At 58.5% G+C, this 18800-nt stretch carries 23 protein-coding genes; 9 read left to right on the forward strand and 14 right to left on the reverse strand.

Translation table 11 applies throughout. The features are described 5' to 3' along the window. Positions 1 to 11: 11 nt before the first annotated feature. Positions 12 to 200: a hypothetical protein gene (locus QWI20_RS04295; RefSeq protein WP_369304352.1), complete on the reverse strand. Its 189-nt coding sequence runs from the start codon at positions 198 to 200 to the stop codon at positions 12 to 14. 138 nt (positions 201 to 338) lie between these two features. Between QWI20_RS04295 and QWI20_RS04300 the strand changes: the two genes are divergently transcribed. Genes QWI20_RS04300 through QWI20_RS04325 form a run of 6 tightly spaced genes read left to right on the forward strand, consistent with a single transcriptional unit; the run spans position 339 to position 3427 of the window. Next, a complete protein-coding gene (locus QWI20_RS04300) occupies positions 339 to 665 on the forward strand; it encodes a hypothetical protein (protein WP_369304354.1) in 327 nt (108 codons plus the stop codon). Then, positions 662 to 1066, forward strand: a complete 405-nt coding sequence (locus QWI20_RS04305; RefSeq protein ID WP_369304355.1) for a hypothetical protein — start codon at positions 662 to 664, stop codon at positions 1064 to 1066. Before QWI20_RS04300 ends, QWI20_RS04305 begins: the two co-directional genes overlap by 4 nt. After that, on the forward strand, positions 1063 to 1512 hold the full coding sequence (locus QWI20_RS04310; RefSeq protein ID WP_369304356.1) for a hypothetical protein: 450 nt from the start codon (positions 1063 to 1065) through the stop codon (positions 1510 to 1512). The genes QWI20_RS04305 and QWI20_RS04310 overlap by 4 nt, the downstream gene beginning before the upstream one ends. Before the next feature lie 54 nt (positions 1513 to 1566). Then, entirely contained in the window at positions 1567 to 2220 is a 654-nt protein-coding gene (locus QWI20_RS04315) for a hypothetical protein (RefSeq protein ID WP_369304357.1), read from the forward strand. A gap of 19 nt (positions 2221 to 2239) precedes the next feature. Next, the gene (locus QWI20_RS04320) at positions 2240 to 2434 is read left to right on the forward strand and encodes a DUF4224 domain-containing protein (protein WP_282372965.1); all 195 of its coding nucleotides are present in this window, start codon (positions 2240 to 2242) and stop codon (positions 2432 to 2434) included. Between the two features lie 9 nt (positions 2435 to 2443). Beyond that, positions 2444 to 3427, forward strand: coding sequence for a tyrosine-type recombinase/integrase (locus QWI20_RS04325; RefSeq protein ID WP_369304358.1), 984 nt, complete (start codon positions 2444 to 2446; stop codon positions 3425 to 3427). A gap of 5 nt (positions 3428 to 3432) precedes the next feature. Here the strand turns inward: QWI20_RS04325 and QWI20_RS04330 are convergent, their stop codons facing one another. Genes QWI20_RS04330 through QWI20_RS04340 form a run of 3 tightly spaced genes read right to left on the reverse strand, consistent with a single transcriptional unit; the run spans position 3433 to position 5553 of the window. Continuing rightward, positions 3433 to 4131 (reverse strand): hypothetical protein, encoded by a 699-nt coding sequence (locus tag QWI20_RS04330; RefSeq protein WP_369304359.1) that lies wholly within the window; start codon positions 4129 to 4131, stop codon positions 3433 to 3435. Beyond that, the gene (locus tag QWI20_RS04335; protein ID WP_369304360.1) at positions 4128 to 4454 is read right to left on the reverse strand and encodes an STAS-like domain-containing protein; all 327 of its coding nucleotides are present in this window, start codon (positions 4452 to 4454) and stop codon (positions 4128 to 4130) included. The genes QWI20_RS04330 and QWI20_RS04335 overlap by 4 nt, the downstream gene beginning before the upstream one ends. Before the next feature lies 1 nt (position 4455). Next, on the reverse strand, positions 4456 to 5553 hold the full coding sequence (locus QWI20_RS04340; protein WP_369304362.1) for a hypothetical protein: 1098 nt from the start codon (positions 5551 to 5553) through the stop codon (positions 4456 to 4458). Positions 5554 to 5788: 235 nt separating this feature from the next. Between QWI20_RS04340 and mutS the strand changes: the two genes are divergently transcribed. Together mutS and fdxA are read left to right on the forward strand one after the other, a co-directional pair. Beyond that, positions 5789 to 8329: a DNA mismatch repair protein MutS gene (gene mutS, locus QWI20_RS04345; RefSeq protein ID WP_369304591.1), complete on the forward strand. Its 2541-nt coding sequence runs from the start codon at positions 5789 to 5791 to the stop codon at positions 8327 to 8329. Positions 8330 to 8568: 239 nt separating this feature from the next. Next, positions 8569 to 8892: a ferredoxin FdxA gene (gene fdxA, locus QWI20_RS04350; RefSeq protein ID WP_369304363.1), complete on the forward strand. Its 324-nt coding sequence runs from the start codon at positions 8569 to 8571 to the stop codon at positions 8890 to 8892. Between the two features lie 556 nt (positions 8893 to 9448). On the opposite strand, the gene rpoS is transcribed toward fdxA, so the two are convergent. The 8 genes from rpoS to QWI20_RS04390 form a co-directional block, all read right to left on the reverse strand. Further along, entirely contained in the window at positions 9449 to 10453 is a 1005-nt protein-coding gene (gene rpoS, locus QWI20_RS04355) for an RNA polymerase sigma factor RpoS (protein ID WP_065989798.1), read from the reverse strand. Positions 10454 to 10556: 103 nt separating this feature from the next. After that, on the reverse strand, positions 10557 to 11450 hold the full coding sequence (locus QWI20_RS04360; RefSeq protein WP_192170840.1) for a peptidoglycan DD-metalloendopeptidase family protein: 894 nt from the start codon (positions 11448 to 11450) through the stop codon (positions 10557 to 10559). A gap of 179 nt (positions 11451 to 11629) precedes the next feature. After that, positions 11630 to 12265 (reverse strand): protein-L-isoaspartate(D-aspartate) O-methyltransferase, encoded by a 636-nt coding sequence (locus QWI20_RS04365; RefSeq protein WP_172610991.1) that lies wholly within the window; start codon positions 12263 to 12265, stop codon positions 11630 to 11632. Between the two features lie 41 nt (positions 12266 to 12306). Further along, positions 12307 to 13056 carry a 5'/3'-nucleotidase SurE gene (gene surE, locus QWI20_RS04370; RefSeq protein ID WP_369304365.1) on the reverse strand — a complete coding sequence of 250 codons (750 nt, stop codon included), beginning with the start codon at positions 13054 to 13056 and terminating at the stop codon, positions 12307 to 12309. After that, positions 13044 to 14102 carry a tRNA pseudouridine(13) synthase TruD gene (gene truD, locus QWI20_RS04375; protein ID WP_369304366.1) on the reverse strand — a complete coding sequence of 353 codons (1059 nt, stop codon included), beginning with the start codon at positions 14100 to 14102 and terminating at the stop codon, positions 13044 to 13046. The genes surE and truD overlap by 13 nt, the downstream gene beginning before the upstream one ends. Beyond that, the gene (gene ispF / locus QWI20_RS04380) at positions 14099 to 14572 is read right to left on the reverse strand and encodes a 2-C-methyl-D-erythritol 2,4-cyclodiphosphate synthase (RefSeq protein WP_282369373.1); all 474 of its coding nucleotides are present in this window, start codon (positions 14570 to 14572) and stop codon (positions 14099 to 14101) included. Before ispF ends, truD begins: the two co-directional genes overlap by 4 nt. 106 nt (positions 14573 to 14678) lie before the next feature. Continuing rightward, the gene (gene fghA, locus QWI20_RS04385; protein ID WP_172610986.1) at positions 14679 to 15524 is read right to left on the reverse strand and encodes an S-formylglutathione hydrolase; all 846 of its coding nucleotides are present in this window, start codon (positions 15522 to 15524) and stop codon (positions 14679 to 14681) included. A 95-nt stretch (positions 15525 to 15619) separates the two neighbouring features. Further along, positions 15620 to 16732 carry an S-(hydroxymethyl)glutathione dehydrogenase/class III alcohol dehydrogenase gene (locus QWI20_RS04390; protein ID WP_108120933.1) on the reverse strand — a complete coding sequence of 371 codons (1113 nt, stop codon included), beginning with the start codon at positions 16730 to 16732 and terminating at the stop codon, positions 15620 to 15622. A gap of 103 nt (positions 16733 to 16835) precedes the next feature. Here QWI20_RS04390 and QWI20_RS04395 point away from each other — a divergent pair, with 103 nt between their 5' ends. Beyond that, the gene (locus QWI20_RS04395; protein ID WP_369304367.1) at positions 16836 to 17732 is read left to right on the forward strand and encodes a LysR substrate-binding domain-containing protein; all 897 of its coding nucleotides are present in this window, start codon (positions 16836 to 16838) and stop codon (positions 17730 to 17732) included. 5 nt (positions 17733 to 17737) lie between these two features. Here QWI20_RS04395 and ispD read toward each other — a convergent pair whose 3' ends face one another. Beyond that, entirely contained in the window at positions 17738 to 18448 is a 711-nt protein-coding gene (gene ispD / locus QWI20_RS04400) for a 2-C-methyl-D-erythritol 4-phosphate cytidylyltransferase (RefSeq protein ID WP_369304368.1), read from the reverse strand. A gap of 10 nt (positions 18449 to 18458) precedes the next feature. Then, positions 18459 to 18737: a cell division protein FtsB gene (gene ftsB / locus QWI20_RS04405; RefSeq protein ID WP_037014212.1), complete on the reverse strand. Its 279-nt coding sequence runs from the start codon at positions 18735 to 18737 to the stop codon at positions 18459 to 18461. Positions 18738 to 18800: the final 63 nt, after the last annotated feature.

Below are 18800 nucleotides of genomic sequence, written 5' to 3' on the forward strand. Positions count from 1 at the left end.
GACTGCTGCGATTAGGTGGCAGCCTGACTGAGATGAAGGTGCAGCTCAACGAACGCTTCCTGTTGCGCGCTTACGGCCGATCTCCACTCCTCGGTACCGATCAATGATGCGGAGATCAAACCCATCATCGCAGCAGTTGCGCCATCCAATACCAATATCAACTGATGCGCTTCGTATCTGAAATTCTGAGCGGACTGCATGTGAAAGATCCTCAAGCGTGAGCTAATCGGAAATCGACTACCTCTGGTCGGCACTGACGCACGGATTCATCCAGTCAGATCGCCGCCATCACCCATCCTATACCTATTGCCTGCTGCGTATGCGGCGAGGACGAAGTCATGCCTGAAGATAAGCAGAAAATCATCCAATTGCCGGTTGAGCGCGACCAGTACGGCCAATGGACCCACCCAGCTTGGCCGGATGACGGCGAAGAAAGTCAGCTTCCCTATAGCTGGTTCGCCGACCATGGCCTTGAGTTCGGCCTCCTTACAATGGAAAACGATGGTCCAGAGGACTTGGTAGCGGCGTGGTTTGGCGAAGGCGAAACCGATTGCACACCTTGGAACCCTACCAAGCCCGCTGGAGATGGCTGGTTCATTTTCTCCATTCATGACACTGAAGAAGGTCCCATCTGCGTTTGGGTAAGACCACTGGTGACGCCATGAGCCGCAGCGGATACAGCGACGATTGCGAAAACTGGAGCCTGATCTGCTGGCGCGGCGCCGTGACTTCGGCCCTGAAGGGCAAGCGCGGCCAGGCGTTCCTGCTTGAGCTTCGCGACGCAATGGATGCCATGCCAGAAAAGCGCTTGGTCGCTGACGTCCTGGAGGCTGATGGGCAGTTCTGCACGATCGGCGTGCTTGGGGCCAAGCGCGGCATCAACATGGAAACCCTTGACCCTGATGATCGTGAAGGCGTGGCAGAGGCGTTCGGCATCGCTCCGGCGCTTGCCGCTGAGATTGTCTTCATGAACGACGAGGGCAGCTGGAACGCAGAAACGCCTGAGCAGCGATGGGTGCGCATGCGGGAATGGGTTGAGTCGAATATTCAGCAGGTGACGGCGTGAGCGCGCCTATTGAGCCACAGAACTACATCTACGGCGTGAACGTGGTCCAGATTGAGGATTTACGCGTCTCTCGGGGACTCACTCGCCGTCCGACTTCCTCATGCAAACACCAAAAGCTGGTCTACGACCACCACGAGCGACGAATCTGGTGCAGCGACTGCGAAACAGAAGTTGAGGCCTTTGATGCGTTTGAAGGGTTGGTCAGCATGTTCAGTGCAGCGGCTGGACGCATCAAGCGACGCGAGACCGAACTGGCCGAGGCTGAGCAGTTCCAAGCGCGCAGCAGGGCAGCCAAGGTGATGGACGAACCCTGGCGTAGCACGAAGACCGCGCCGCTCTGCCCGCACTGCAACACTGCGATCCTTCCCGAAGACGTTGTCGGTGGTGTCGCCAAGGCTTCGAAAGCACTGGTCCTGGCTGCCCGCAAACGCACATCTGACAAGTAACCCCTTCCCCATCTATCCACATGCCTGCCGGTGTACGGCGGGCAGGAGATACGCATGTCCAAAGAAAACCCGATCCACCACCAAGACCAAACACTTATTGAGCGCATCCACGCGCAGCACCTTGAGCGAATTGGTGCTTTGGGTGACGAAGCAATCCAGTTTCAGGACGCCTCGTACGCTGTCGGTCGCCAGCGCGGCGCCAAGGAAGCAAACGAAGCTCTGCTGACCGATCTGATCGAGGCGGCAGCAACCCTGCGCCGCTATGAGGCTTTGCATCGCTCCAAAGGTACCGACGAGAGTACCGCGAAGGCCGAAGTTAACGCGGCGCTCGCCGGGCGCTTCGAGGCGACAGTTGTCAATTTTGGTCAGCCTACGACCAAAGGCGCCGAGGATGCTGCGCGACGCGTCTCGGCCTGCATCGCGGCCTGTAAGAACATCAGTACCAAGGCCCTGGAATCCGGCGACCTGAACAACTTCGATCTCCAGCGTAATCGGATGGTTCTGACGCAGCAGCGCGACGAGCTATTAGCGGCGCTGGAAAATCTTGAGCGTGCAAACGAAAGGCGCACCGAACTGACCACCAGCGAGGCCTACCTTCAAGCCGATCAGAAACATGGAATGGCGGACGCGTTGATTGATCTCGACCGCGCTCGCTCTTCTGCCCGCACAGCCATCGCAAACGCGAAACAGGCAATGAACCCCGCATAGACCCCGGACGGAGGTAGCCATGTTTCTGACAGCACAAGAAGTGGCCGATCTGACGGGCTATCTTAAGCCGAGCGCCCAGATCAAGTGGCTGGAGGCCGAGCGGTACGGATACGCAGTCGGCGGGGATGGGCACCCAAAGGTGCTGCGCGATGTTGTGATATCGCGCCTCGGTGGGATTCAATCGAAGAAAGGACCGCAGTTGCGGCTTGCTTGAGGAAGGGATATGCGCCCGCGCAAAAAAGACCGGCACCTGCCGGCGTGCATGTATTTCAAGCACGGGGCTTACTACCTGGTGCGCAAGGGGAAATGGAAGCGCCTGGACACGGACTATCAGGCCGCCTTGATGGCGTACGCGCGGGAGCAGGGCCGTGCTGGAAAAGGCGGGATGGCTGAGCTGATCGATGACGCACTTGCGTACATGAAGCCCAAGCTGGCGGCCAACACGATCGAGCAGTACCGCTCTGCAGCTGAGCGGCTTAAAGATCAGCTGGCGGAATTCGAACCACGCGATGTGCTGCCCCGCCACGTCGCGGCGATCAAGATGCACGGAGCCGCCACGCCGAACATGAACAACCGCATCATCTCGTTTCTGCGAATGGTGTTTGCTTACGCGCTGGAAAAGGGTCTTGTCGACTCCAACCCGTGCATCGGCATAAAACGCCACCCGGAGAAAAAGCGAGATCGATATCTCACCGACGGTGAGTTCAACGCGATCTGCGCCGTAGCAAGCGACAACATGCGGTGTATTTACGAGATGTGCTACCTGACCGGTCAGCGGATCAGCGACGTACTGGGTATTCGTCTGGCAGACATCTCGGCCGAAGGGATCGCCTTCACTCAGCAGAAGACCAAAGCACGGCTGGTCGTGCGTATGACACCCGACCTTGAAGCTCTGATTGTGCGCATCAAGGCCCTGCCACGGAGAGTTCGCGGGCTGACGTTGTTCACTGCCCGCAGCGCGGGCAAACCTGTGGCTTACGCGACCGTGAAGGACGCTTTCCGGGCCGACTGCAAGAAGGCGGGAGTGACCGGCACCACCCTCCACGATCTTCGGGCCAAGTCACTGACCGACACCGACAAGCAAGGCAACAATGCTCAAAAACTGGGTGGACACACTGATGCCAAGATGACTGCCAGGTACCTCCGCCTGAGGGAAATAGACGTCGCAGACCCGCCTAAAATGCCGAATAAGCAGGCCCCTTCGTAGGACGCTCAGGATTTCTGTGGGGGGCCCACCAAGGTGCTAGGTCTATCCCCGCGGGGGGAATCAAGTTGGCGGTGGATTTCGGGAGTTATCATCCCTGGCGCGGACTGACATACACTGCCGTAAACACATGTCCCAATAGGTCTTGCCATGTATTTATAATAGAACTGATATATAGCCATGACAATGAGAACACAGGCAACGAAAATGAGGAATCCTCTCAGCTGCCTTACATAATCATTGAGCACCAAACATCCCGATCTTAACCGACCCACAATACCTCGCCGAGCGAAATACTCCCCATCACAGCACGACTCGATTTCTTCTACAATATCCGCGACCGATTCCCTCACTGAATAAGGTGTATCGATGTTCTCCTTAGCGGACTCGAATATCTCTACCTCCCTCAAAGTAGAAAGGGACTCCACATTGAAAACGGGTCTACCAACATGATTATTGAGCTGAGAAATCTTAATTTCAATTTGCGAAAGCATGCCTGAATATGTGGACTCAGCTCTGGGCGCGCTAAATATCTCTTTCTCAATTTCCGATTCAAGCCAGCCAGACAGCTCTTCTAACTTGTCAACAATTTTATCCTTACGTTTCAGCGACTCAGCCCGGCGATTTGATCGTTGCTGCAGATAAACAGTGAATGACCACCCGATTACTAGAGCTGTAACCTGCGCGGGAAAGTTTTCGAAATTCATTCACATGCCTTCCTAGCTGCTTCGAGCCTCTCTTCAATGAGCAACTCAATTGTCCGAACCTTAGAATGGCTGTATGTGAGTCTTTTTTTAAGATCTGCCCACGTGAATTTCTCTTCGCGTATTAACCCCCCAAAAGCCTCATCCAAGAATGAACGTCCGTAGCGATTATACCCATCTAAATCAACATGAACATGCTCATGTTTGCGGAGAGCAGGTGCTAGTAAGTTTTGACGGAAAAGTTCCCCACAGCCTAAGCCGTCATTTAACGGATAGCGACCATAAGGCCTTTTGCTGAAATCTTTAACTACGTTAATTATAAACATATCATGGCAACTCAATATTCCACTGAACTAGCGTTCCGGGAAATGACATCGGTAAGTCATACATTTCCGGCTTTTTTACTGCCTGATCGAACCTGTACACACCACCATTACTAAATACCCACAGCAAGCCCTCGGCTGTTTCCTCCACCAATGCTAGGATACTCTTGCTACCTTGACCATGTTTTTCTTCCCTCGTTCGAGAGACGTCGCCACGCATCGACATGCCTATCAGTTCAGAGTCCTTAATGCGCGAAGGGATGATTGATGTGAGCAGGGTCTTCTCCTTCCCCGGATTCTCAGCAATCAGATCTCTAAAAGCCTGCGGATAGCTGAACTTGAATGAATCCATGAACCAGCGTCGTTCGATGACGGTCCTAGGGATTCCCACGCCGGTGTCGTAAATAGCCAAATAAAGCTTTTTACCTTGTGTGTGACACATCAGCCACCACTTCCGCTGAGAGACATCTCGTTCGGGATAAGCATGGAAACCTACGTTATTTATAGTTTCAGACACCGCATCACCGTAGGCATGCTCGGTCTCATCACTCATATTTTCATAAATACGATTCTGAATGAAATCCACGATTTCATCCATCATCGTATTACCGACACTTGAGACCACCGGCATGTGATTGACGCTGGTCAAGTCATACGAAACCTTGTAACCGCGGATTAACTTCGGAACATTGCTCTGCCGGAGCAGCACGTTAATTCTAAAAGACTTAGACCAGATGATATCTGCCTTACCAAGCCGACCGACACCTGCCTGCTCAATCGCCGCGTAAACAACAACAATTGCAGCAGCGGTCACCGAGACAGTACCGCTAAAATCTATATAACAATTAGCGAGCTTAAATCTCTTCTTGATATTGTCCAGGAACGCCATAGTTTGTACAAAAGCGTCCGACTTAGTTGCGTTGAAATCGTAGATGGAAATGATAGGCGGCGCGATTATCTTCTCTCTCCGATCGCCCGTTTTGTGGGATGACCCTTTGCTTGTTGAAGCGTAAGTTCTAGTCTGACGCTTCAATTCGTTCAGCCAGTTCGCCTTTACTGCGCGGAGCCGGTACTTTTTCCTTATGACATCCAGTTTTTTCAACTTCCCTTCCCCAGCCTCACCCAGCCGCCACAGCAGCGACCCTCCTTACATGAGCAATATCAACGAGCCACCCTACCAGCGTCAACAGGGAGTGGGTTCCAGGTCTGTTACGGACTAAGGGAGCGATGTGGCGCGACGGATCGGCACATTTCCCGTAGTATTAGACAGTTAACCATTGTCAAAAAGACAGATTGAGCTCAGCCCTTTGAATACGGACCTCTCCAGCCATACCCCGATGATGCAGCAATACTGGCGGCTGAAAAATCAGCACCCCGACCAGCTGATGTTCTATCGCATGGGTGACTTCTACGAGATCTTCTACGAAGACGCCAAGAAGGCGGCCAAGCTGCTCGACATCACGTTGACCGCGCGCGGCCAGTCAGCGGGGCAAAGCATTCCCATGTGCGGCATCCCCTATCACGCGGCGGAAGGCTATCTGGCCAAGCTGGTGAAACTGGGCGAGTCGGTGGTCATCTGCGAACAGATCGGCGATCCGGCGACCAGCAAAGGACCGGTTGATCGTCAGGTGGTGCGCATCATCACGCCGGGGACCGTCAGCGACGAAGCCTTGCTGGACGAGCGTCGGGACAACCTGATCGCCGCCGTGCTCGGTGACGAACGCCTGTTCGGGCTTGCCGTGCTGGACATCACCAGCGGCAATTTCACCGTGCTGGAAATCAAGGGTTGGGAAAACCTGCTGGCCGAGCTTGAGCGCATCAATCCGGTGGAGCTGCTGATTCCCGATGACTGGCCCCAAGGGCTGCCAGCGGAAAAACGCCGTGGCACCCGTCGTCGCGCGCCGTGGGATTTCGAGCGCGATTCGGCGCATAAAAGCCTGTGTCAGCAGTTCTCCACTCAGGATCTGAAAGGCTTCGGCTGCGAGAACCTGACCCTGGCGATCGGCGCGGCCGGCTGCCTGCTGGGTTACGCCAAGGAAACCCAACGCACGGCGTTGCCTCACTTACGCAGCCTGCGCCATGAGCGCCTTGACGACACGGTCATTCTGGACGGCGCCAGCCGCCGCAACCTGGAACTCGACACCAACCTGGCGGGCGGGCGCGACAACACGCTGCAGTCGGTGATGGATCGCTGCCAGACCGCCATGGCCACGCGCCTGCTGACCCGATGGCTGAACCGTCCCCTGCGCGATCTGCACATCCTTCAGGCCCGCCAAGAGTCGATCGGCTGCTTCCTTGAACGCTATCGCTTCGAGAACCTGCAGCCGCAACTGAAAGAGATCGGCGACATCGAGCGCATTCTCGCGCGGATCGGCCTGCGCAACGCCCGCCCGCGAGACCTGGCGCGGCTGCGTGATGCCCTCGGCGCCCTCCCCGAATTGCAGCTGGCACTGGCCGAGCTTGAGGCGCCGCACATCCAGCAACTGGCAAAAACCGCGAGCACCTACCCGGAGCTCGCCGACCTGCTGCAACGCGCGATCATCGACAACCCGCCTGCGGTGATTCGCGACGGCGGCGTACTGAAAACCGGTTACGACGCCGAGCTCGACGAGTTGCTGTCCCTGAGCGAGAACGCCGGGCAGTTCCTCATCGATCTGGAAACCCGGGAGAAGGCGCGCACCGGGCTGGCCAATCTCAAGGTCGGCTACAACCGCGTGCACGGCTACTTCATCGAACTGCCGAGCAAGCAGGCCGAACAGGCACCGGCCGATTACATCCGCCGCCAGACGCTTAAAGGCGCCGAGCGCTTTATCACCCCGGAGCTCAAGGAATTCGAAGACAAGGCGTTGTCGGCCAAGAGCCGCGCGCTGGCTCGGGAAAAGATGCTCTATGAGACGCTGCTGGAAGACCTGATCAGTCACCTGGCGCCGCTGCAGGACACCGCCGCCGCGCTGGCGGAGCTGGATGTGCTGAGCAACCTGGCCGAGCGCGCGCTCAACCTGGACCTCAACCGTCCGCGCTTCACCGACGAGCCGTGCATGCGCATCGAGCAAGGTCGTCACCCGGTGGTGGAGCAGGTCTTGTCGTCGCCGTTCGTGGCCAACGACCTGGACCTGAACGACAACACGCGCATGCTGGTGATCACCGGTCCTAACATGGGCGGTAAATCCACTTACATGCGGCAGACCGCTTTGATCGTGCTGCTGGCCCATATCGGCAGCTTCGTTCCGGCAGCAAGCTGTGAGCTTTCGCTGGTCGACCGTATCTTCACGCGTATCGGTTCAAGTGATGACCTGGCCGGCGGACGCTCCACTTTCATGGTGGAGATGAGCGAGACAGCGAACATTCTGCACAACGCCACCGACAAAAGCCTGGTGCTGATGGATGAAGTCGGACGCGGCACCAGCACTTTCGACGGGCTTTCCCTGGCGTGGGCTGCGGCGGAATGCCTCGCCCAGCTGCGCGCGTACACGCTGTTCGCGACGCATTACTTCGAGCTGACCGTGTTGCCGGAGAGCGAGCCGCTGGTGGCTAACGTGCATCTGAATGCCACCGAGCACAACGAGCGCATAGTGTTCCTGCACCGCGTGCTGCCGGGCCCGGCGAGTCAGAGTTATGGCCTTGCCGTGGCGCAACTGGCGGGTGTGCCGGGGCGCGTCATCACGCGGGCCAAGGAGCATCTGTTGCGGCTGGAGACCACCAGCCTGCCCCACGAACAGCCCAAGGCCAAGCCGGGCAAACCGCCGCTGCCGATGCAGAGCGATATGTTCGCAAGTTTGCCGCACCCTGTTCTGGACGAGTTGTCGAACCTGAAGATCGACGACCTGACGCCGCGACAGGCGCTTGAGTTGTTGTATTCGATGAAGACACGCATCTAACGTCATTCGTAACAAGCTGTTAGAATCCCGCGCGGTTCGGGACGCTGTGAGCTTTTAGCCTGGCTTTACAGCGCACCTGGCCGCGTTTGAACGCAGCGAACCAAGGTCGGACATCGCCGCGCAGGACACCTTGCCTGCCGCGTTGCTCGAGAAGCTGAGTTTTACGGCCGGGGGACGTCCCGTACCTGGCAAGCCGGACTGAACGGCCTTGCTGCCGCCGCCTGAGGAGAGAATTAGAAATGACCTTCGTCGTCACCGACAACTGCATCAAGTGCAAGTACACCGACTGCGTAGAAGTCTGTCCGGTGGACTGCTTTTACGAAGGCCCGAACTTCCTGGTGATTCACCCGGACGAGTGCATCGACTGCGCCCTGTGCGAGCCTGAATGCCCGGCGAATGCGATCTTCTCGGAAGACGAGATTCCGGCCGGCATGGAGAATTTCATTCAGCTGAACGCAGAGCTGGCTGACGTCTGGCCCAACATCACGGAACGCAAAGACGCGCTGCCGGATGCCAAGGACTGGGACGGCAAGACCGGCAAGATCGCCGATCTGGAGCGCTAAGCGCTTGCTGATAAAAAAGGCCCTTCGGGGCCTTTTTGCGTTGGGCCTCCACGGCCTCACTTTTCTGCAGACGAAAAAAGGGGCGGTTTGACCCGCCCACATTTTTTCCATAATCCCTTCAATCCTTTTTCATCATCCTGATGAATCGCATCCTGCGATGTCCTTGAGCAGTCGTCCTTGACCGCCTGTACCAATCCGTCGGTACAGGACTGATCTTAGTGATTTAAACGGTCAGGGCAAGGCCCGAGAGTTTTCAGGAAAATTCAGACGCCGGCTGACACTCTCTTGAAATGATCAATCAAATCAACGACATAACGATTGGCTTTCAGCTGACGGAGACATGATCCGCCAAAGAAGAGACGATGACTCACATAACGCGTAAGAAACGGCTTACAGCCTGAGTAAGCATCACTTACCTGATTGTGCAAAAGAACGTCGACCCATCAAATCGCTGTCATGGGGCATCCATCAAAACCACGTTCAACCGACATAAAAAAAGCCCCGACTCGTCGGGGCTTTCGTGTTGCTCAATGTAACTTACGCCAACTCTCTACGCTTATTGAAAGAGTGACTCGCTGGATAAACCATTCTTCTCGAGAATCTCGCGAAGGCGTTTCAACCCTTCCACTTGAATCTGGCGTACACGCTCACGGGTGAGGCCGATTTCCAGTCCGACATCTTCCAGCGTGCTGCTTTCATGCCCACGAAGGCCGAAACGACGAACAACGACTTCCCGCTGTTTGTCGGTCAGCTCGGACAGCCATTGATCGATGCTCTGGGACAAATCATCGTCCTGGAGCAGCTCGCACGGGTCGGTAGGACGATCGTCCGTGAGCGTGTCGAGCAGCGTTTTGTCGGAGTCAGGCCCTAGAGACACATCCACCGAAGACACGCGCTCGTTGAGGCCCAGCATGCGCTTGACCTCACCGACCGGCTTTTCCAGCAGGTTGGCGATTTCTTCGGGAGAGGGTTCGTGGTCCAGCTTCTGCGTCAGCTCCCGCGCGGCGCGCAGGTAGACGTTGAGCTCTTTGACCACATGAATCGGCAGGCGGATCGTGCGCGTCTGGTTCATGATCGCGCGCTCGATGGTCTGACGGATCCACCAGGTGGCGTAGGTAGAGAACCGGAATCCGCGCTCCGGATCGAATTTTTCGACCGCTCGAATGAGGCCCAGATTGCCCTCTTCGATCAGGTCCAGCAATGACAGACCACGATTGACATAGCGCCTGGCGATTTTCACGACCAGCCGCAGATTGCTCTCAATCATGCGTTTGCGCCCAGCCGGATCGCCGCTTTGCGACAGTCGCGCAAAGTGCACTTCTTCTTCCGGGGAGAGCAGGGGGGAAAAACCGATTTCATTGAGGTACAGCTGCGTCGCATCCAGTGCCCGCGTGTAGTCAATGTACTTATGCTGTTTGAGCGCTGCAGAGTTTTTCGGTTTTGCACGAACAGAAGGTGTAGCTGGCTTCTCATCCGTTGCAGAATCCAGGACGATTACGGGCTCCATCAGGAGGACCTCGTCGTCTATGTCAAACTCCGGCACTTCTTTGCTGAGAGCCATTGTTATAGTCCTTTGGTGAGTTCGACCTCAAGCTCCAGTGACGCCTTCTTCCATGGCAGCACTTGAGCCTGTCCCCTCTACGCAGGAACAGGCTGACAACCGATCAGCGACGTGGCAAGAATTCCAGTGGATCTACAGGCTTACCCTGGCGGCGAATCTCGAAATGCAGTTTCACCCGGTCAGTCCCTGTTGAGCCCATCTCGGCAATACTTTGCCCTGCCTTGACCTGTTGCCCCTCCCGAACCAAGAGCCGACGGTTATGTCCGTATGCACTGACGTAGGTATCGCTGTGTTTGATGATGACCAACTCGCCGTAGCCCCTTAATCCACTCCCGGCGTATACCACGGTCCCATCAGACGCGGCCAAAACAGGCTGTCCCAAATCACCAGCGATATCAATTCCTTTATTCAAACTACCGTTTGAAGAGAACTTGCTGATCAAAACGCCGCTTGTTGGCCATGTCCAGCCGCTCGGAGAACGGGCGCCGGTGACCACGGTTGTGTTGACCGGCGTGGTCGTCGAGTTGCTGGTCGGCGGTGGCGTCGTGGCGGCGACAGCGCCTACGGGCCTCGAAATCACGGTGGTTTTCAGCGACCCGGAAGGCGATGTCGAACTGCTCGTGGTGGTCTGCGGAACGCTGGCCGAGCCAGAAGCCACGGCCGTGGACGGCGAGCTGGCGCGCCCGTCGAAACGGATCGTCTGACCCACATGAATGGTGAATGGCTCCGGAATATTGTTGCGTGCGGCCAGCGCTTTCCAGTCCCAGCCGTAACGGAATGCAATGGAAAACAGCGTGTCGCCGCGCTTCACGACGTACTGACCTGTGGTGACCGGTTGACGTGTCGGCACCGTCGACTTGCCGTTTCGGTCGACAACCCGCACGCCGCCCGATGGCGTGCTGGAGCAGCCGACCAGAAGGATACTCAGGGCAACTCCAATCACCAGACGCTGAAAACTTGTTGAAGAACTACGCTGCCGAATGACTGTGAGACTCACCCGCCACTCCCTTTACCGGTGACTGAAGAAGAAACTGCCCTGCGTCGTGAAAAGACCAGGCAGCCATGAAAAACTTGGTGTGAGACGGCGCTGCGGCAGTTGGCCGAAGCATCGTTGCAAAACGCCAGCCTGTAGACCGGCTGCGTCTTGTGGAATTCATTGCCGTCGCAAAATAGCGATTAAGCCAATGGTCCGTTGAGCAACGGGACGAAACGAACGGCGCCCAGCACATGGCGAGAGAAACCGTTTTCCTCACGAATGATCAGCATCAGTTGCTGCACCTCACCCGACCCCACCGGAATCACCAGACGACCGCCGGGTGCCAGTTGGTCCAGCAAGGCCTGAGGCACGTCGGTGGCAACCGCGGTGACAATGATCCCGTTGTAAGGCGCGAGCGCCGGCCAGCCTTCCCAGCCATCGCCCCAACGAAACACCATGTTGCGCAGGTTCAGCTCGACGAGGCGTTCCTTGGCGCGATCCTGCAGCACCTTGATCCGCTCAACGGAGAACACACGCTCCACCAGTTGCGCCAGCACGGCGGTCTGGTAGCCCGAGCCGGTACCGATCTCCAGCACCTTGTCCAGCGGGCCCGCCGCCAATAGCAGTTCGCTCATGCGCGCCACCATGTAAGGCTGGGAGATCGTCTGGTTGTTGCCGATCGGCAGCGCGGTGTCTTCGTACGCGCGGTGCGCCAGGGCCTCGTCGACGAACAGGTGTCGAGGGGTCTTGCGAATGACGTCCAGCACCTGGGTGTTGGCGATGCCTTCTTCGCATAACCGTTGAATCAGACGCTCGCGGGTACGCTGGGAGGTCATTCCCACGCCACGTCGTAACAGATCATCTTGCTCACGCGACATCAGGCCATTCCCTCCAGCCATGCGTTCAGGCTGTTGAAACCGTCCTGATAAGTACGATCCAGCTGCAACGGGGTGATCGACACATAACCCTGCATCACGGCGTGGAAATCGGTGCCCGGCCCGCCGTCTTCGGCATCTCCGGCGGCAGCAATCCAGTAACCGGCTTTTCCGCGCGGATCGACCACGCGCACAGGCGCCGCCGCACGGGTGCGATGGCCAAGACGGGTCAGCTGGATTCCGCGCACGTGTGCCAGCGGCAGGTTAGGGATATTCACATTCAATACGGTACGGGGTGGAAGGTCGAGGCGTTCGTGGGCTTCGACCAGAAGCCGCGCGTAATGCGCGGCGGTTGCCAGGTTATCGACCTGACGTGACAAAAATGAAAAGGCAAATGACGGGCGTCGCAGAAAACGACCTTCCAGGGCAGCGGCGACGGTGCCTGAATAGAGCACATCGTCACCCAGATTGGCGCCGAGGTTGATCCCCGAAACGACCATGTCCGGCTCATCCGGCAGCAAGCCGTTGAGTCCAAGGTGGACGCAATCGGTGGGGGTGCCGTTAAGGCTGATGAAGCCGTTGTCCAGGGTATGCGGGTGCAACGGCCGGTCCAGCGTCAGCGAACTGCTCGCGCCGCTCTTGTCTTGATCGGGCGCAATCACCACGCACTCGGCGTACCCGGCCAGCGCGCCATGCAGCGCAGCCAACCCGGGGGCCATAACCCCGTCATCATTTGAAATCAGAATACGCATGAGCTGTCCGTCTGCCCTGCCGGCGCGAGATCGACGAGTTCACGCACCAATGCGGTGGCGAAGCATCCGGCCGGCAGGACGAATTCCAGTTGCAGAATGTCAGGCTCGGGATAATGCCACGTCAACCGCCCGATGGGCAGTCGCAGGATGCGCCGTTCGTGCTCCATTCCCGCTTTTATCAACCAGTTACAGAGCGACGCCTCCCGCGCGGCGATACTGTTTTCAAGCTCGGCGGTGGCGCCTGAAGCCGGGGAATCGCCCTCGCCCCACTGCGGCCCGGTCGGGTGCAGATCGAGGATCGCCAGCCGTGGGTCGCTGCATTCGGCTTCGCCAGCAGGGAAGAAACTGCGGCTGTCGGTGAAGGCCAGCAGATCGCCCACCTGCGCACGTTGCCAGCTGCCATCGGCGACTCGAGCGGCCAAGACCTGATTGAACAGGTAACTGCGCGCAGTGGATAACAGTCGAGAGCGCACATTGCGCTGCTCGGGCAGCGCCTGACGCTCAGCGTAGTGACGGGCCTCACCCAGATTCCCGCCCTCGTAGCCAAAGCGTTGGGCACCGAAATAGTTGGGGATGCCGTGTTGCCTGATCGACTCAAGACGTGCGTCGAGCCCGGCCTTGTCGGCCTGCAATTGCGTCAGACGCAACGTAAAGCCATTGGCCGCGTGGGCGCCCCGTTGCAGCTTGCGCTTGTGGCGTTTGCTGTCGAGGATCTTCAGGGAATCGTTTTCAGCCACTGACATATCCGGATCGGCCTTGCCCGGCAGCTGAATGCTGAACCACTGACGGGTCAACGCCTGGCGATCTTTCAAACCGGCGTAGGCGACGGTTCGCAACGGCACGCCGGCCGCCTTGGCCAGACGCCGGGCCGCTTCCTCGGTATTCAGGCCGCGTTTTTCAACCCACAACCACAGGTGCTCGCCATCCCCGGACAGCGGGATATCGAGGACTTCATCAACCTGAAAGTCTTCGGCAGTGGCCTTCAGCACAGCAGTACCCAACGCGTCGCCGTAGGCTCTCGGGCCCAGAAGTTCGAGCTCGGTCATGCGCTGATCAACAACGCGACAGCGTGCACGGCGATGCCTTCTTCGCGGCCGGTGAAGCCCAGCTTTTCAGTGGTGGTCGCCTTGACGTTGACCTGGTCGATGTCGACTTGCAGGTCTTCGGCAATCAAGGCGCGCATGCTTTCGATGTGCGGGGCCATCTTCGGCGCCTGCGCAACGATCGTCGCGTCGACGTTGCCGACCTTCCAGCCCTTTGCCTGGACTTGCTTGAGCACATGACGAAGCAGAACCCGGCTGTCGGCGCCCTTGAATTGCGGATCGGTATCCGGGAAGTGCTTGCCGATGTCGCCCAGCGCGGCAGCACCCAACAGGGCATCGCTCAGCGCATGCAGCACTACATCGCCATCGGAGTGCGCGAGCAAACCCGACGTGTGCGCAATCCGCACGCCGCCCAAGGTAATGAAATCGCCTTCAGCGAAACGGTGCACATCGTAGCCGTGGCCAATACGCATAAAAAAACGCCCTGAAAAAGTCAGGGCGTGATTCTACCTACTTTGACCGACATTAGGGTCGGCCCGCGCTCAATTGCCCGTGACGCTGCAATTGAGCGCGAGGACGTCAGCCGGCCAGGGCTCGGGCGTGGTGGCGCAAGTGGTCTTCGATGAAGCTGGCAATGAAGTAGTAGCTGTGGTCATACCCCGGCTGCATGCGCAATTCCAGAGGATGACCGGCCGCCTTCGCCGCCTGAACCAACGATTCCGGCTTGAGCTGATTGCCGAGGAAGTCGTCGCGATCGCCCTGGTCCACCAGCAGTGGCAAGCGCTCGGTGGCCTCGGCGATCAGCACGCTGGCGTCCCATTCACGCCAGCGGGAACGGTCTTCGCCCAGGTAGCGCGAAAAGGCTTTCTGCCCCCACGGGCAATCCATCGGGTTGCAGATGGGCGAAAACGCCGACACCGATTTATAGCGGCCCGGATTGCGCAATGCACCGACCAGCGCGCCGTGGCCGCCCATGGAGTGCCCGCTGATGCTGCGCTTGTCCGAGGCCGGAAAGTGCGCCTCGATCAACGCGGGCAGCTCGCTGATCACGTAATCGTACATGCGATAGTGCCGCGCCCACGGTTGCTCGGTGGCGTTCAGATAAAAGCCGGCGCCCAGGCCGAAGTCGTAGGCCTTGTCGGGATCATCCGGCACGTCGGCGCCACGGGGGCTGGTGTCCGGCGCCACGATGATAAGCCCCAGTTCCGCCGCCACGCGCAGCGCACCGGCCTTCTGCATGAAGTTCTCATCGGTGCACGTCAGCCCCGACAGCCAATAGACCACCGGCAGCTTGCCGCCCTGCTCCGCCTGCGGAGGCAGATACACCGCGAACACCATGTCGCAGCCGAGCACGTCGGAATGATGTTTGTAACGCTTGTGCCAGCCGCCGAAGCTTTTCTGGCACGAGATATTTTCCAGACTCATGGGCTTCTCCGGGCGGCAAGCTCCAAGCCTTGAGCGGCAAGAGGTCATGACACGACGCTCTTGCGGCTTACAGCCTGGGAGCTTGCCGCTGCTCCTCAGAAATGAATGACGGTACGGATGCTTTTGCCTTCATGCATCAGGTCAAAAGCTTCGTTGATCCGGTCCAGGCCCATGGTGTGGGTGATGAAGGTGTCCAGCGGGATCTCGCCGGTCTGCGCTTTTTCGACGTAGCTTGGCAGTTCGGTGCGGCCTTTGACGCCGCCGAAGGCCGAACCGCGCCAGACGCGACCGGTGACGAGCTGGAACGGACGCGTGGAGATTTCCTGACCCGCGCCGGCAACGCCGATGATCACCGATTCGCCCCAGCCCTTGTGGCACGATTCCAGCGCCGCACGCATCAAGTTCACATTACCTACGCACTCGAAGCTGTAATCCACGCCGCCGTCGGTCATTTCGACAATCACTTCCTGAATCGGCTTGTCGTGATCCTTGGGATTGACGAACTCGGTCGCCCCCAATTCACGGGCCACGTCGAATTTGGACGGGTTGATGTCGACCGCGATGATGCGCGAGGCCTTGGCCATTTTTGCGCCAATGATCGCCGCCAGGCCGATACCGCCGAGACCGAAGACCGCCACAGTGGCGCCCTCCTCGACCTTGGCCGTGTTCAGGACCGCGCCGATGCCGGTGGTGACGCCACAACCCAGCAGGCAGACCTTCTCCAGCGGCGCTTCCTTGGGGATTTTCGCCAGAGAGATTTCCGGGACCACTGTGTATTCAGAGAACGTCGAGCAGCCCATGTAGTGGTAGATCGGCTGGCCGTTGTAGCTGAAACGGGTGGTGCCGTCGGGCATCAGGCCTTTGCCCTGGGTGGCGCGAACTTTCTGGCAGAGGTTGGTTTTGCCGGACTTGCAGAATTTGCACTCGCGGCATTCGGCGGTGTACAGCGGAATCACGTGGTCGCCTACGGCGAGGGAAGTCACGCCCTCACCGATAGCCTCGACGACGCCCCCGCCTTCGTGACCAAGAATGCACGGGAAGACGCCTTCGGAATCCGCACCGGACAAGGTGTAGGCATCGGTGTGGCAAACGCCGGATGCGACGGTACGAATCAACACTTCGCCGGCTTTCGGGGCCTCAACGTCCACTTCGACGATCTGCAGTGGTTCATTGGGCGCGAAGGCAACGGCAGCACGTGACTTGATCATCATGATCTCCAGCTAAATAAATACGAGCCCGGAGTGTAATGCAGTGCTGGCTGATGAATAATCCGCCTGAAAGCAAAACATTAATGCTGTGCAGGGACAATCGATGCAGGTCAATCGCTGGGAAGGTCTGGACGAGTTCGTCGCCGTGGCCGAGTGCGGGCAGTTCACCGCTGCGGCGGAGCGGCTTGGGGTGTCGTCGTCGCACATCAGCCGCCAGATCGCGCGACTGGAAGAGCGCTTGCAGACACGCTTGCTCTATCGCAGCACCCGAAAAGTCGCTCTGACCGAAGCGGGTCAGACGTTTCTGCATCACTGCCAGCGCTTGCAGGACGGACGCGAGGAAGCGCTGCGTGCGGTCACCGACCTGACCAGCGAGCCGAAGGGGCTGCTACGGATGACCTGTGCCGTGGCGTACGGCGAAAGGTTCATCGCCCCGCTGGTGACACGTTTCATGGAGGAAAACCCGCGACTGCGCGTGGACATCGAGCTGACCAACAACACGCTGGACCTTGTGCATGAAGGCCTGGACCTGGCGATCCGTCTGGGCCGCTTGCAGGAATCACGACTGGTCGCCGCACGACTGGCGCCACGCAGGATGTACCTGTGCGCCTCCCCCGCTTATCTCGAACGGTACGGCCGGCCCCACAGCGTGTCGGAACTGGCGCGACACAATTGCCTGATCGGCAGCTCGGACAGCTGGCAGTTGCAGCAAAACGGACGGGAATTTTCCCAGCGGGTGCAGGGCAACTGGCGCTGCAACAGTGGGCAGGCGGTGCTGGATGCGGCACTGCGCGGGGTCGGGCTGTGTCAGTTGCCGGATTACTACGTGCTGGAGCATCTCAAGCGTGGCGCGCTGGTGTCCTTGCTGGATGCCCATCAGCCGCCGAACACCGCCGTCTGGGCGCTGTACCCGCAGCAGCGGCATCTGTCGCCCAAGGTGAGAAAGCTGGTGGATTATCTGAAGGCGGGCTTGGCGTCGCGGGAGGAATACAGCGTTTGAGCCGATCAGCCGTTGAATTCGACACGTCGCTGGCGCAGCCACTCCAGGTCTTCCGGGCGGGTGACCTTGATGTTATCGGCGCGCCCTTCAATCAGACGCGGCGATTGCCCGGCCCATTCGATCGCCGAGGCTTCATCGGTGATCGCCACATTCGACACCAGGCTGTCCGCCAGCGCCCGGTGCAGTGCACCCAGACGAAACATCTGCGGCGTATAGGCCTGCCAGATCAGGCTGCGATCCACGGTTTCGGTCACGCGGCCATTGGCATCGGCGCGCTTGAGGGTGTCTTTCGCCGGCACCGCCAGCAAGCCGCCGACCGGATCATCCGCCAGCTCGCCGAGCAGATTATCGAGGTCCGAACGCGCCAGATTCGGGCGCGCGGCGTCATGCACCAGCACCCAATCGTTGTCATCGGCGCCGTTGGAGTGCAGGTGAAGCAGCGCATTGAGCACCGAGTCCGCACGCTCTTTGCCGCCCGCGACCTGCTGGATACGGGAGTCCAGCGCGCAAGGCAACGTAGGCCAATAAGGGTCATCCACAGCCAGACTGACCACCAGGCCCTTGAGCCGGGGGTGATCGAGAAAGCAAAGCAGGCTGTGTTCAAGAATCGTGAGGCCGCCCAGTTGCAAGTACTGCTTGGGACGGTCTGCCGCCATGCGCGCGCCAACGCCCGCTGCGGGAATCACTGCCCAGAAGGCAGGAAGGGATTGAGTCATTACACCAACGTCACTGTGCCAACTGATAAAGGGTTTCGCCGTCCTTGACCATGCCCAATTCATGACGGGCACGCTCTTCAACGGTTTCGAGGCCTTTTTTCAGCTCCAGCACTTCCGCGTCGAGGACTCGGTTACGCTCCAGCAGAGCATCGTTTTCGGCGTGTTGATCGGCGATTTGCTGAGTCAGACTGGCCACCTGCGCGAGACTGCCATTACCTACCCATAGGCGATACTGCAAGCCAGCGAGCATCAAAAGCAGAACGAGGAACAACCAGTTAGGACTGCGCATTGTGAATATCTGTTACCCGGCGAATAAAGACAGCAAAACCGACCATTTCAAATGCCCATAAGC

The organism is Pseudomonas sp. W2-17 (assembly GCF_041060445.1).
GTDB lineage: Bacteria > Pseudomonadota > Gammaproteobacteria > Pseudomonadales > Pseudomonadaceae > Aquipseudomonas.